The organism is Flavobacterium sp. P3_A6, assembly GCF_056403035.1.
Window position 1 is genome coordinate 1 of the sequence record NZ_JBFUGG010000003.1, and the last position, 13,075, is coordinate 13,075.

General features: G+C 34.8%; 10 protein-coding genes and 1 tRNA gene. 6 read left to right on the top strand and 5 right to left on the bottom strand.

Annotated features, from left to right (window positions below; genetic code table 11):
* The coding region (locus AC1DVP_RS03490; protein WP_477182163.1) for an asparaginase at nt 1-1,024 on the top strand (1,024 nt) is incomplete at its 5' end.
* 60 nt (nt 1,025-1,084) lie between these two features.
* Nucleotides 1,085-1,171 (top strand) — tRNA-Ser (locus tag AC1DVP_RS03495).
* A gap of 98 nt (nt 1,172-1,269) precedes the next feature.
* Here AC1DVP_RS03495 and AC1DVP_RS03500 read toward each other — a convergent pair.
* The gene (locus tag AC1DVP_RS03500) at nt 1,270-2,034 is read right to left on the bottom strand and encodes an SGNH/GDSL hydrolase family protein (RefSeq protein WP_477182164.1); all 765 of its coding nucleotides are present in this window, start codon (nt 2,032-2,034) and stop codon (nt 1,270-1,272) included.
* 360 nt (nt 2,035-2,394) lie between these two features.
* On the opposite strand from AC1DVP_RS03500, the gene AC1DVP_RS03505 reads away from it, so the two are divergent.
* Complete coding sequence (locus AC1DVP_RS03505; RefSeq protein WP_477182165.1) at nt 2,395-3,102, top strand: porin family protein; 708 nt, start codon at nt 2,395-2,397, stop codon at nt 3,100-3,102.
* Here AC1DVP_RS03505 and AC1DVP_RS03510 read toward each other — a convergent pair.
* From AC1DVP_RS03510 to asnS, 3 genes are all read right to left on the bottom strand, one after another.
* On the bottom strand, nt 3,097-3,702 hold the full coding sequence (locus tag AC1DVP_RS03510) for a hypothetical protein (protein ID WP_477182166.1): 606 nt from the start codon (nt 3,700-3,702) through the stop codon (nt 3,097-3,099). The two genes, AC1DVP_RS03505 and AC1DVP_RS03510, sit on opposite strands and share 6 nt — an antisense overlap.
* 44 nt (nt 3,703-3,746) lie before the next feature.
* Nucleotides 3,747-5,210, bottom strand: coding sequence for an RNA polymerase factor sigma-54 (gene rpoN / locus AC1DVP_RS03515; RefSeq protein WP_477182167.1), 1,464 nt, complete (start codon nt 5,208-5,210; stop codon nt 3,747-3,749).
* A gap of 70 nt (nt 5,211-5,280) precedes the next feature.
* Nucleotides 5,281-6,714 carry an asparagine--tRNA ligase gene (gene asnS / locus AC1DVP_RS03520; protein WP_477182168.1) on the bottom strand — a complete coding sequence of 478 codons (1,434 nt, stop codon included), beginning with the start codon at nt 6,712-6,714 and terminating at the stop codon, nt 5,281-5,283.
* Between the two features lie 459 nt (nt 6,715-7,173).
* Between asnS and AC1DVP_RS03525 the strand changes: the two genes are divergently transcribed.
* Complete coding sequence (locus AC1DVP_RS03525) at nt 7,174-7,626, top strand: Hsp20/alpha crystallin family protein (RefSeq protein WP_477182169.1); 453 nt, start codon at nt 7,174-7,176, stop codon at nt 7,624-7,626.
* A 248-nt stretch (nt 7,627-7,874) separates the two neighbouring features.
* Here the strand turns inward: AC1DVP_RS03525 and AC1DVP_RS03530 are convergent, their stop codons facing one another.
* Nucleotides 7,875-10,289 carry an efflux RND transporter permease subunit gene (locus AC1DVP_RS03530; protein ID WP_477182170.1) on the bottom strand — a complete coding sequence of 805 codons (2,415 nt, stop codon included), beginning with the start codon at nt 10,287-10,289 and terminating at the stop codon, nt 7,875-7,877.
* A gap of 183 nt (nt 10,290-10,472) precedes the next feature.
* Here AC1DVP_RS03530 and AC1DVP_RS03535 point away from each other — a divergent pair, with 183 nt between their 5' ends.
* Entirely contained in the window at nt 10,473-12,743 is a 2,271-nt protein-coding gene (locus AC1DVP_RS03535) for a cation:proton antiporter domain-containing protein (RefSeq protein WP_477182171.1), read from the top strand.
* A 2-nt stretch (nt 12,744-12,745) separates the two neighbouring features.
* Nucleotides 12,746-13,075: a DMT family transporter gene (locus AC1DVP_RS03540; RefSeq protein WP_477182172.1), complete on the top strand. Its 330-nt coding sequence runs from the start codon at nt 12,746-12,748 to the stop codon at nt 13,073-13,075.

Sequence of the window (13,075 nt, forward strand, 5' to 3'; positions counted from 1 at the left end):
CTCTAAGCCAAAGATTCTTTTGATTTATACCGGAGGAACTATTGGTATGAGCAAGGATTTAGAAACTGGAGCGCTTAAGGCCTTCAACTTCAGCAAGCTTCTTCATAATATTCCTGAGTTAAAATTGCTGGATTGTGAGATAGATACATTTTCTTTTGAAAATCCAATAGATTCATCGAATATGAATCCTGAACATTGGACTGAGATTGCCCAGACTATTGAGAACCATTATGTCAATTTTGATGGTTTTGTGGTACTGCACGGATCGGATACAATGTCATATTCGGCCTCGGCATTGAGTTTTATGCTCGAAAATCTTTCCAAACCTGTCATTTTTACGGGTTCCCAATTGCCCATCGGTGATTTACGGACTGATGCCAAAGAAAATTTAATTACTGCTATTCAAATTGCTTCTTTGCAGGAAAATGGAAAACCGCTAATCAAAGAGGTTTGTCTTTATTTTGAATATAAATTATACCGTGGCAATAGAACCACTAAGATAAATGCCGAACATTTCAGGGCATTTATATCTCCTAATTATCCTTTCTTGGTCGAGTCGGGAGTGCATTTAAAAACAAATTCAGAATTGTTTTTACCTGCAAACGAAGGAGGTTTGTTAAAAGTCCATACACATTTGGATAATAATGTGGCCATCATCAAAATGTTTCCGGGAATCAGCGAGACGGTATTGTCAGCGATTTTAAACATTGAAAGTTTGAAAGCGATTGTGCTGGAAACCTACGGAGCAGGAAATGCTCCAACAGAAGAATGGTTTTTGTCGCTTTTGCAAAATGCAATTAATAGAGGATTATTCATTGTCAATGTTACGCAATGCTCTATTGGAAGCGTGAGCATGGGACATTATGAAACAAGCACCACCATGAAAAAGTTGGGAATTATTTCGGGAAAAGATATTACTACCGAAGCCGCTGTAGCCAAATTGATGTATTTATTGGGGCAAAATATACCGCAAGAAGACTTCAAAAATGCTTTCGAAACTTCTTTGAGAGGAGAAATGCAATAATATTGATTTTTTATTTTCGAAAGTCATTTTTTTTAGTGTTCTTTGCACTCCGAAATAAATAGAGAGGTGTCCGAGTGGTTGAAGGAGCTAGCCTGGAAAGCTAGTATATGGGTAACTGTATCGAGGGTTCGAATCCCTTTCTCTCTGCAATAAAACGACAAAACCTAGAAATCTTATAACTTCTAGGTTTTGTCGTTTTATATATTATCCAATTATATATTATTATTTAGATTAAATGTAAAAGTTTAATCCTGAAGCGCGATTTTTACTGAGGGGAGCATTCTTTCTACAAATAATTTATAAGCAGTTTCAGATGGGTGTAAGCCATCTGAAGCGACTAGATTAGAATTGTTAAGACCTTGCCGTGTTATATCTGTAATGGAAACAAACTGTACATTTGTTGTAATACAAAAGCTCTCGGCAAAAGCATTATATTGGTCAATTTCAGCAGAAATCTTTGTTCTTTCCATTTCGTCAAAGTTTTTAGCATACGGAGTATAAGCATAATCAGGGATTGAAAGCACAATGACATTTTTTTTGTTGCCTTTTGCAAGTGATATTGCCTTATTTAATAATTCAGGAAATTCTTTTTCGTATACTGTAAAATCCATGTGCTGATATTGATTATTAACGCCAATTAAAAGCGTTACTAAATCATAATTTGAATCTAAATTTTGAGTTTTGATGGCCGAAATTAAATTAGTAGTTGTCCAGCCGGTTGCAGCAATTATTTTTAATAAAAAATCTGTCTTAGGATAAATTGTTTTCAAATTCGTTTTGAGCTGCTCTGGATATCTACAAGTTTCACACACACTTTGACCTATTGTGTAACTATCGCCTAAGGCTAAATAATTTATTGAATTTGAAATAGGAGTTGTAGGTATTATTGTTGTGGGCGATATAGATGGTTTGGGTAAAATACCAGCTTCTGTTGTCATTTCTTCAGCACTGCAGCTACTAAGGAATATCGATATTAAAACAATAACTATTTGCGTGGTTTTTGATTTCATGATTTTTGTAAATTAAGTTTTTCATTCTTTAATACTAGTTACGTTAAATAATGAACTTTGGTTTTAGGCTATTTCACTTTTTTAGGATTGCTGTGAATTTTTATTCACAAAAAGAACAGTTAAGTTAAGCAATTATAAACATAGTTAGAACGTTTAGGTGGAATGATTTTAAAATGTCCTCAGAAATGTTATTCGGAATAATACTAAACAAGGTACTTTGCGTATTGTTTCTCTACAAAAGAAAAACGTTCAATCTTAAATAGGTTGAGTGTTTTTTTATGATATTTGTAAGAGTTAAGCATAAGCAATTGATTTTAGCAGGTTCTAAATGCTGTAACTCTCAATTTAATTCTCAAACTAATGATGCGATTATTCCTTGGCTGTTTTCTTTTTTTGTCATTTTTTAAAGGGTTTTCTCAAGAAAAAGCATTTTCAATTGATACGTTACATGTCAAGATTGACAGCCTTTACAGAGAAGATCAGTTTTATGCGGGACTTAATTACAATTCAATTGTAAAAAAACCGGAAGGTCTCTCGCAAGAAAAAATATCGTTTGGTTTTAGTGCAGGATTCCTTAGAGATTTTCCGCTGAATAAAAGCAGAACTTTTGCTGTTGCACCTGGGATTGGTTTATCATTTAATAATTATATTCAAAATATGTCTATTGTGGGTGCTAATGATAATCCAATCTATAGTATAATCCCCTCTGCTATTAATCATGATAAAAACAGATTTGAACAATTAAGGGTAGAACTGCCAATTGAATTAAGATGGCGTAATTCGACTCCTGAATCTTTTCAGTTTTTTAGAATATATGGCGGTTTTAAAGTCAGTTATTTATTGTATGATAAATCTGTTTATGATGATGGTAATGAGAAGATTGTTATAAAAAACAATAAAGATTTTGAAGAACTGCTTTATGGCGTATATCTTTCAATGGGATATAGCGCTTTTAACCTGCAGGTGTATTATGGATTGAATTCTTTTTTTAAATCCACAGCTCAAATCGATTCAGTACCTATTACTATGAACACTTTAAGTTTGGGTGTGGTTTTTTATATTTTATAGCCACAAAAAAAGAAATACTATTTGAGGAATACTGCCCAAGAGCACTCCAATAATTAACTCATTAGGTGTATGTGCCTGCATTACCAAACGCGAGGAAGCTACAATTCCATTCATCAGCAATAAAAAAGGAACAAGATATACGCTTCCTGTTTGTAAATGAATATTAAGCCCGAAAACAAAAACAGTTAAAGCTGAAATGGCAAGCATATGCAGGCTGGCTTTGAATTTGATATAGAGCAGGCCAAGAGCAAATAAGGTGCTAAATAATGCTCCTATGAAAAAAAAATGCAATTCTGGGTAGTATTCTAACAGGATGATTTTCCGTAGCAATAAAATGATTAAAAAACTCTGAAATACTAGTGGTATTTTACGCTGTTCCAAATCTGCAATCATTATGTTATCCGCTTTGCCTGTAAAACGAAGCAAGTAGTATAATGCAATCGGAATCATAATGGTTACAATAGAAATCTGCCAAAAAAACGTAGTGATCTGCGCAATTTTGAAATCAGCGTTGTGAAATAAAAAATAAAAAATGCAGGCTTGTACAGGAATGAAAAGCGGATGAAATATATAGGAAAATATGGGGAGTATCTTTTTCAATTTTAATAAGCAGATTTGAAGAAATTAATTTTAGAGAGATATAATTACAGTTTTTTTCTCATCCGGGCCACAGGAATTTCTAGTTGTTCGCGATATTTGGCTATGGTTCTTCTGGCAATTGGATATCCTTTTTCTTTGAGTATTTCGGCTAAAAGGTCATCTGGCAGAGGATTCTTTTTGTCTTCTTCTTCGATAGTATTCTGTAAAATTCTTTTGATTTCGAGAGTAGATACGTCTTCACCCTGATCATTTTTCATGGCTTCCGAGAAGAATTCTTTTATTAGCTTTGTTCCATAGGGAGTTTCAACATATTTACTGTTCGCAACCCTTGAAACAGTAGATATGTCCAGTCCGATCATATCGGCAATATCTTTTAGAATCATTGGTTTTAACCGCGTTTCGTCACCATCCAGTAAATAGTCTTTTTGATAATGCATAATGGCATTCATCGTAATAAATAAAGTGTCCTGACGTTGTTTTATAGCGTCTATAAACCATTTTGCCGAATCTAGTTTTTGTTTAATAAACTGTACGGCATCTTTTTGTGAGCTTGATTTATCCTTGGACTCCTTATACGTTTGCATCATTTCTTGATAATCTTTGGAAATATGCAATGAAGGTGCGTTTCTTCCATTTAAGGTAAGCTCCAGTTCTCCGTCAACAATACGGATTGCGAAATCGGGTACTATATTTTCGGTAATTTTAGTATTTCCGGAAAATGATCCTCCAGGTTTTGGGTTAAGTCTCTCAATTTCGTGGATCGCATTTTTAAGCTGTTCGTTAKAGATGCCGAATTTTTGAATCAGTTTGTCGTAATGCTTTCTCACAAAGGCATCAAAATGCTGATCAATTATGGCTGTTGCCAGATCGACAGATTCGGTTGGCGTTTTGTGTTTGAGCTGTAGCAGTAAACATTCTTGTAAATCGCGTGCTCCAACGCCGGTAGGTTCCAGCTCGTGAATGATATTCAGGATGGTTTCCACTTGTTTTTCGGTAGTGTAAATACCTTGGGTAAATGCCATGTCATCTACCAAATCTGCAGTGCTTCTTCGGATATATCCCGTGTCGTCTATGCTTCCTACCAAAAATTCGGCAATATCCCGTTCTTCGTCGTTAAGGATAAAAGTGTTTAACTGATTGATGAGGTCTTGATGGAAACTTATTGCGGCTGCAAATGGCGTTTCTTTGTTTTCATCGTCATCACTGTAATTATTGGTTTGAGTTTTATAATCGGGAGTGTCGTCGCTGTTTAAGTACTCGTCTATGTTAATGTCTTCGGCATCCATTCTGTCTGCTTCGGAATCTTCATAATCGTCGTATTCTTCAGTGTCGAACTCGTCTTTTTCATATTCATCCTCTTTTCCAGATTCCAAAGCAGGATTTTCATTCATCTCTTCAAGTAGCCGCTGTTCAAATGCTTGCGTAGGCAATTGAATTAGCTTCATCAGCTGGATTTGCTGCGGAGATAATTTTTGTGATATTTTTAAATTTAAAAATTGCTTTAGCATATTTATAGTTGTTGGTTATTGGTTGATGGTTGTTGGCTAAAAACCGACAACCATCAACCATCAACTCTTATTAAAATTCCGCATTCTGTGGTGTTCTCGGGAACGCAATTACGTCACGTATGTTTGTCATTCCGGTTACAAAAAGCACCAGTCTTTCAAATCCAAGTCCAAAACCGGAGTGAACAGCCGAACCAAATCTTCGGGTATCCAAATACCACCATAATTCTTCTTCGTCGATTCCTAAGGCTTTCATTTTTTCAACCAAAACATCAAAACGTTCCTCTCTTTGCGAGCCTCCTACGATTTCTCCAATTCCAGGGAAAAGAATATCCATCGCACGAACCGTTTTTCCGTCTTCGTTTAAGCGCATGTAGAATGCTTTGATGTTTGCTGGATAATCAAATAAGATCACAGGACATTTAAAGTGTTTTTCCACTAAATAACGCTCGTGTTCTGATTGTAAATCTGCTCCCCATTCATTGATTATATACTGAAATTTTTTCTTTTTATTTGGAGTGGAATCTCTCAAAATGTCAATCGCTTCGGTATAAGAAACACGTTTGAAATTATTTTCCAAAACAAAATTTAATTTTTCCAGCAGAGTCATTTCACTTCTTTCAGCCTGTGGTTTTGATTTTTCTTCTTCCAAAAGTCTTCCTTCCAGAAACTTTAAATCATCGGCACATTTTTCCATTGTGTATTTAATTACATATTGGATAAAATCTTCGGCCAAATCCATATTGTCATCCAAGTTATTGAAGGCGACTTCTGGTTCAATCATCCAAAATTCAGCCAAATGGCGTGAAGTGTTCGAATTTTCTGCTCTGAATGTTGGTCCAAAAGTGTAAATCTGACCCAAAGCCATCGCAAAAGTTTCCCCTTCTAATTGTCCCGAAACCGTTAAATTAGTATGTTTCCCAAAGAAATCTTTTTTATAATCAATAGCGCCTTCTTCGTTTTTAGGTAAATTATCCAATGGCAGTGAAGTCACTTGGAACATTTCTCCGGCACCTTCTGCATCAGCTCCCGTAATGATTGGCGTATTTACATATACAAACCCTTTTTGCTGAAAGTAACTGTGCACCGCATATGACAAAACCGAACGCACCCGCATAATAGCTCCAAAAGCATTCGTACGCACGCGCAAATGCGCATTTTCACGTAAGAATTCCAACGAATGTTTTTTAGGCTGCATAGGGAATTTCTCTGGATCTGAGTCTCCCAATATTTCCAGTTTAGTTACCTGAATCTCATATTTTTGTCCAGCACCTTTGCTTTCTGCCAAAGTTCCTGTTACTGAAACTGCCGCACCAGTTGTGATTCTTTTTAAAGTTTCATCAGGAGTATTTTCAAAATCGACAACACATTGTATATTATTGATAGTAGAACCATCATTTAAGGCAATAAATTGATTATTTCTAAAAGTTCTAACCCAGCCTTTAGCATTAATTTCCTGTAAAGTCGTTGTGCTGTTTAATAAGTCTTTAACTTTCGCGTGTCTCATTTGATTTTTGATTTTAGAGTTCAAATTCTGATTAAAAGAAAATCGGTGTTTTAATCTAAATGCAAATATAAATCATTTGTTTGTAATTGCATTGTGGGATATAGTGTATTAGGGAGCAATTTTATCCTATCCGCTATATCTTTTATTTTTTATAGGAAAAAGGAAAAAGAATAACGTTTTGAACAGAATTGCTAATTCCTGAAAATTGAAATCAAGCACAAAATTAAAGCTGAATTTTTGGAAGATTTGGGAATTTGAAATTTAAAGTTAATGAAAAAATAAAATATTTGATCCTATATATTTTGTGTATAATGTTGATATATAGATATGTGACATTTTTTCAATCCTGTTCTGAAAAAATGGCAGTTCTTTTAAATGGCATGTATTTTGTTTTTCTATTCTTAAACTTGTGCAAGTTTAAAAAAAATATTTGTTTAACAATTTTAAAAGGAAACAGTTATGAACCTTATTAAAAGCAATGGAGGTCAAGCTCCTGCTTTACATCGTTTGTTTTTTGATGATATCTTTGGCCGTGATTTTTTCAATTGGGAAAATAACAATTTTTCAACAACAAGTACTACGCTGCCTTCTGTAAACATCAAAGAGACTAAAGACAGCTACGAGGTTGAAGTCGCCGCTCCAGGTATGAACAAAAAAGACTTCAAGATTACACTTGACGGTAACCACTTGGTTATTTCTTCGGAGAAAGAGCATGAACATGTTACTGATGACGAAAATTTCAGCCGTAGAGAGTTTAGTTATCAATCATTTCAAAGAAGTTTCGAATTGCCTAAAAACGTAGTTGATGAGGATAAAATAATAGCTCATTATGAAAACGGACTTTTATTGTTGTCTATTCCAAAACGTGAAGAGGCTAAACAAAAACCTCCACGAATGATTAAAATCTCTTAATTTTAATTAATTACTTATCTGAAAGCTGCCTTACATTGGTGGCTTTCTTTTTTGTAAAATTCAAAGTGGGTGTCTCAATTATTTTTTTAGCATACAAGTGAATAATCGAAAAGCCATGTTTAATTAGTAAGCTCAATATAATTAAGTAAAAAACCGCAAAGCTACAATTTGTTGTTTTGCGGTTTTTTGTGCCTCTGCGCTCTGCGAGAAATATTTATCGCAAGAGACATAAAGGAATGTAGTTATTTCTATTTCTTCTCAAAATCATCAATCTCTTCATCCGTGAATTCTAGGATTTCAAGTTTTGGTTCGATAAATTCCTGTTCGTTTGCCAAAGTCCTGTTCAGGGTTAAAACCAAAGCAGGCAATAACATTAAATTCGACAGCATTCCAAATAATAAAGTTAACGAAACCAATCCTCCAAGCGCAATGGTTCCTCCAAAACTGGACAGCATAAATACCGAAAATCCAAAGAACAATACAATAGAAGTATAGAACATGCTCAAGCCGGCATCATTAAAAGTAGCATAAACGGATTTGCGGATTTTCCAGTCGTTTTTCTTTAATTCCTCTCGATATTGTGCCAAGAATCGGACGGTATCATCCACCGAAAGTCCAAATGCAATCCCGAAAACCAATATCGTTGAAGGCTTCAGCGGAATATCAAAAAAGCCCATAATTCCAGCGGTTAACAGCAACGGCAACAGATTTGGAATAATGGAAACTAAAATCATTTTGAAAGAACGGAACATAAATCCAATTAAAAGGGCAGTCAGGAAAAATGCAAAAACCAATGATGAAAGCAGATTATCCAGCAGGTAGCCTGTTCCTTTCTGAAAGACCAATGCTTTTCCGGTAATAGTTACATGATACCTGTCCGGTGGAAAAATTTTATCGGCTTTTTTGCGGATTTCAGCTTCAACTATTGGCATTACGCCTCCGTTATCATCACGCATAAAAGTGGTAATCCGGGCAAATTGACCTGTCGAATCTACGTAGCTTTTCATCAAGTCACCCTTGGCTTTTTTGGTTGAATTTTTGGCATATGATAAAATGAAAGCCTGTTCCTGTGAAGTTGGCAATTCGTAATATTCCGGACTTCCGTTATAGTAAGCCTGTTTGGAATATTTTACCAAATTGACAATTGAAATCGGTTTTGACAGTTCAGGAATTTCATCAATGGCTGTTTCCAGTTCTTCCATTCGCTTGAGCGTGGAAAGTTTCATTACTCCTTTTCTGTGTTTGGTATCAATCATGATTTCCAAAGGCATTACTCCGTCAAATTCTTTTTCGAAGAAGAGTATATCCTTAAAAAAAGGCGCTTTTTTGGGCATATCTTCTATTATGCTGCCAGAGATGCGCATTTTGTAAATTCCTATAATGCTCATTACAAGCAATGAAACAGCAACCACATAAATAGAAAAACGGCTTTCTTTTACATTTCGCAAAATCCAGTCCATAAATGATTTTACATAACCTCTGTCAAGGTGTTCAATATGACGGTCTTTTGGTGCTGGAATATAACTGTGAAAAATTGGAATCACTATAATGCACAAAAAGAACAATGCCAGAATGTTAATAGAAGTCACGTTCCCAAATTCAATAAGCAATTTGTTGTTTGAAGTAATAAAAGTGAAAAAACCAATAGCGGTAGTCACATTAGTCATAAGAGTTGCCATTCCTACTTTGGTCGTAACACGCTGCAGTGCTTTGGCTTTATTTCGGTGAACTTTGTATTCCTGATGGTATTTATTAGTGAGGAAAATACAATTTGGGATTCCAATTACAATAATCAGAGAAGGCACTAAAGCGGTTAAAACAGTGATTTCATAATTTAATAATCCTAAGAAGCCAAAAGACCACATCACGCCAATAATTACAATAACGATCGAAATTAAAGTAGCTCTAAAACTTCTGAAAAAGAAAAAGAAAAGTAATGATGTTACTAATAATGAAGCTCCGATGAAAAGACTTATTTCACTTATAATAGTCTGCGAATTAAGCGTTCGGATGTAAGGCATTCCAGAAACGCGAAGGTCTATTTTGGTTTCTTTTTCAAATGCTTCTACGGCAGGAACTAATCGGTCTGTGATAAAATCCTTTCTGGCGGGAGTATTTACAATTTTCTTGTCCAAATAAATGGCAGAACGGATTGTTCCTGATCTTTTATTGAAGAGCAGTCCTTCGTAAAAAGGCAAATCATTAAAGAGCTCTTTTTTTATTTTTTCAAGATAAGCTTTGTCTGTGGTTTTGCTTTGATCAACAAAAGGTACTAATTCAAATTTTTGAAGCAATTCGTTTTTTTGTAATTTCTTTAAGTCGTTTATCGAAATAACTAAATCAACCGCTTTGTCTTCTTTTAGGCTGTTCATTAATTTTGCCCAAGCGGCGTAAGCTTTTGGAGTAAAAAACGCTTTGTCTTTTACACCAATGATGACCAAATTTCCTTCTTCACCAAATTTGTCTAAAAAGGCTTTGTATTCTATATTTACAATATTGTCATCGGGTAACATATTGGCTTCTGTATGCGTAAAATGGATGTTTTTCCATTGCATTGCCAATAAAGCCGTTATCGCTACAATAATCGATAACATTAAAATTCTATTTCGAAGTACGACTCTGGCTATTAATTCCCAAAATCCTAAGCTAAACCATTTGATCATGTCAATTTTTTAAAATTCACAAAGGTAGTTAAAACAGCTATAAGGCTTGTGTTTTCAAGAATGCTTTTTGTTAATTTAATTGTTAATTTTTTATTTTTATTTTGAATCAAAGTGACGTTGTCGCTTCTAATTTATATATATTTGGTTTTTTTAGGTTGATACGAAATTATTGAAGGGTGTCTTATGAAAAAGTACAGAAATACATTGTTTTATTTGGGGGTTACAGGCGGTTTTACCGCATTAATGTATTGGATTATAAACAAAGGAAAACTTCTGGAGAATAAAAAGACCATCGTTCATTCATTGGAGAGCAATGATTCCTGGAGCGATTTTCTAACTTCAATGCTTCACAACGTGAAGGATCCGTTGGCTATTTTATTGGCACAAATTATAATGATTATCCTTGTGGCCCGTTTTTTTGGATGGTTTTTCAAAAAAATTGGGCAACCATCAGTAATTGGTGAAATTATTGCTGGAATTGCACTTGGACCATCCCTTTTGGGCTTGTATTTTCCTGATTTTTTTCATGCCCTTTTTCCAGCCAATTCATTAGAAAATTTAAAATTTTTGAGTCAGATTGGGCTGATACTTTTTATGTTTGTTATTGGAATGGAACTCGATATCAAGGTGTTGAGAAACAGGGCGAAAGAAGCTGTTGTTATTAGTCATGCGAGTATCGTTATTCCTTTTGCACTAGGAATTGGACTGGCATATTTTGTTTATAATCGTTTTGCCCCGGAAGGTGTTAAGTTTCTTTCTTTTAGCTTGTTTATGGGTATTGCCATGAGTATTACCGCATTTCCAGTTTTGGCGCGGATTGTTCAGGAAAGAGGCATGCATAAAACTAAATTGGGTGCTATAGCCATTACCTGTGCCGCCGCCGATGATATTACGGCTTGGTGTTTATTGGCTGTTGTAATCGCTATTGTAAAAGCAGGAACTTTTGAGAGTTCAATGTATATTATTTCATTAGCGGGGATTTATGTGCTGACAATGATTTATTTGGTTAAGCCGTTTTTGAAAAGAATTGGCGATTTGTATGGATCCAAAGACAGCTTGAGCAAACCCGTTGTTGCTATATTTTTTCTGCTGTTAATTATATCTTCCTATGCTACTGAATTGATTGGTATTCATGCGCTGTTTGGCGCTTTTATGATGGGAGCCATTATGCCCGATGTTCCTAAATTCAGAACTGTATTTATTTCTAAAGTTGAAGATGTATCTGTAATTCTGTTGCTTCCTTTGTTTTTTGTATTTACTGGATTGCGTACCGAAATAGGTTCATTAAACGAGCCTTATTTGTGGAAAGTGACCGGTTTTATAATCCTTGTTGCGGTTGCAGGTAAGTTTTTCGGAAGTGCTTTAGCCGCCAAATTCGTGGGACAAAGCTGGAGAAACAGCCTTATCATTGGAGCCTTGATGAATACCAGAGGTTTGATGGAATTAATTGTTTTGAATATTGGATTGGCTCTTGGGGTTCTTACCACACAAGTTTTTACAATGATGGTAATTATGGCTTTGGTGACTACTTTTATGACCGGACCTGCGTTGGATTTAATCAATTATATTTTTAAAACTACCGATATTTCTGATCATGAAGAAGAAATTGATCAAAGCAAGTATAGGATTTTAATTTCTTTTGGGAACAATGAAAAAGGAAAATCATTGTTGCGTTTAGCCCATAGTTTGGTTAAAAAACAGAATGAATCTGCCAGTATTACGGCATTGCATTTGTCTTTAAGTGATGAAATGCATTCCTTTAATATGGAAGATAAAGAGAAAAGCAGTTTTAGTCCAATTGTGAAAGAAGCTGTTATCTTGAAACAGGAAATTACAACTGTTTTTAAGGCAACATTGGATGTTGAGTCAGAAATAATTGATATTGCTAATCAAGGTGATTATGATCTGTTGATTGTTGGTTTAGGGAAATCCATTTTTGAGGGAACTCTGTTGGGCAAAGTAATTGGTTTTACTTCCCGAATAATTAATCCCGAAAGGTTACTGGATAAATTTACGGGTAAAGAAGGTTTGTTTGTAAATTCTCCATTTGATGAAAGAACCAGACAGATTGTATTGAAAGTCAAAATGCCATTGGGAGTTTTGATTGATAAAGAATTGAAAGAAGTAAATCAGGTTTTTGTGCCTATATATTGCCCTGAAGATTCGTTTTTGATTGATTATGCCCAAAAATTAATTTATAACAATAATACTTTGGTTACCTTTTTGGATATGAAAGGACACATGGAGTCTAACTTTGTTATTGCAAGTGCTATCGGTTCCTTAAAGCAAAAATTTCACAAGAATGTAATTCTGAATAACGAATCTATTCTTTATGATGAATTTTTGATGAAGCAAGATTTAATGATTGTAAGTTTGGAGAGTTGGAAAGACTTGCTGGATTCCCGCAGTACTTGGTTAAGCGGCGTACCATCGGTATTGATTATAAAACCATAATCATGAACTGGATTTTACTCATTATAGCAGGTTTATTTGAAGTAGGTTTTGCCACTTGTTTGGGCAAAGCCAAAGAAACTACTGGAATGGCATCTACTTTGTGGATGGTTGGTTTTTTTATAGCGCTTTCTATAAGTATGACGTTATTATACAAAGCGTCTCAAACTTTACCAATTGGAACCGCTTATGCAGTCTGGACTGGGATAGGAGCGGTAGGAACTGTCTTAATTGGTATTTTTGTATTCAAAGAACCGGCAACTTTCTGGAGACTTTTCTTTTTGTTTACTTTGATATCCTCTATAATTGGACTGAAATTCGTATCGGCGCATTAA

What these genes read in the sequence shown, in the direction of transcription:
- AC1DVP_RS03505 (WP_477182165.1), top strand. Translation starts at nt 2,395, where the DNA reads ATGATGCGATTATTCCTTGGCTGTTTTCTTTTTTTGTCATTTTTTAAA.
- asnS (WP_477182168.1), bottom strand. Translation starts at nt 6,714, where the DNA reads ATGAGACACGCGAAAGTTAAAGACTTATTAAACAGCACAACGACTTTA.
- AC1DVP_RS03540 (WP_477182172.1), top strand. Translation starts at nt 12,746, where the DNA reads ATGAACTGGATTTTACTCATTATAGCAGGTTTATTTGAAGTAGGTTTT.
- AC1DVP_RS03525 (WP_477182169.1), top strand. Translation starts at nt 7,174, where the DNA reads ATGAACCTTATTAAAAGCAATGGAGGTCAAGCTCCTGCTTTACATCGT.
- AC1DVP_RS03530 (WP_477182170.1), bottom strand. Translation starts at nt 10,289, where the DNA reads ATGATCAAATGGTTTAGCTTAGGATTTTGGGAATTAATAGCCAGAGTC.
- AC1DVP_RS03535 (WP_477182171.1), top strand. Translation starts at nt 10,473, where the DNA reads ATGAAAAAGTACAGAAATACATTGTTTTATTTGGGGGTTACAGGCGGT.
- AC1DVP_RS03500 (WP_477182164.1), bottom strand. Translation starts at nt 2,034, where the DNA reads ATGAAATCAAAAACCACGCAAATAGTTATTGTTTTAATATCGATATTC.